The following is a 549-nucleotide window of genomic DNA, read 5'->3' on the forward strand; positions in this document are numbered from 1 at the left end:
TCCTGCAAATCGCTGCCGTCCAGCAGGATCCGGCCTTCGTCAGGCGTATACAGTCGGGTCAGCAGTTTGATCAATGTGGTTTTACCCGAGCCGTTTTCGCCCACCAGGGCCAGGCTCATGCCAGGCGTCAGGTGCAGGCTGATGTCGCTGAGCGTGGGCTGCGCGGCACCCGGGTAGCGGAAACCCAGGCCCTCGCAGCGCAGGCCGTCGCCCGGGCGTGCACCGGCCTTCAACGTGCCGCGTGCAGCTGCCACCGGCACCTCAAGGTATTCGTACAGGTCAGACAGGTACAGGCCGTCCTCATACAAACCGGCTATCGCGCTGAGGCTGGCAGTGATGGCGACCTGGCCTTGCTTGAACAGCACCAGGTACATCGTCATTTGCCCCAGTGTGGTCTGGCCGCGCACGGTGTCCAGTACCACCCAGGCGTAGGCCACGTAGAACGCGGCAGTGCCCAATAGCCCAAGGGCAAAGCCCCAGGCGTCGCGTCGCACGGTGAGACGGCGGTCTTCGGCGTACAGGCGCGTGAAATTGTCGCGATAGCGTTGC

The 549-nt window shown here is 64.1% G+C and carries 1 protein-coding gene; it reads right to left on the reverse strand.

The window, feature by feature from the left end; translation table 11 throughout:
• Positions 1 to 549 (reverse strand): ATP-binding cassette domain-containing protein (locus L4G42_RS26005; RefSeq protein ID WP_237260046.1); only part of this gene is annotated, 549 nt, incomplete at both ends.

This window comes from Pseudomonas petrae, from assembly GCF_021728295.1.
In the GTDB taxonomy this organism is placed as follows: Bacteria; Pseudomonadota; Gammaproteobacteria; order Pseudomonadales; family Pseudomonadaceae; genus Aquipseudomonas; species Aquipseudomonas petrae.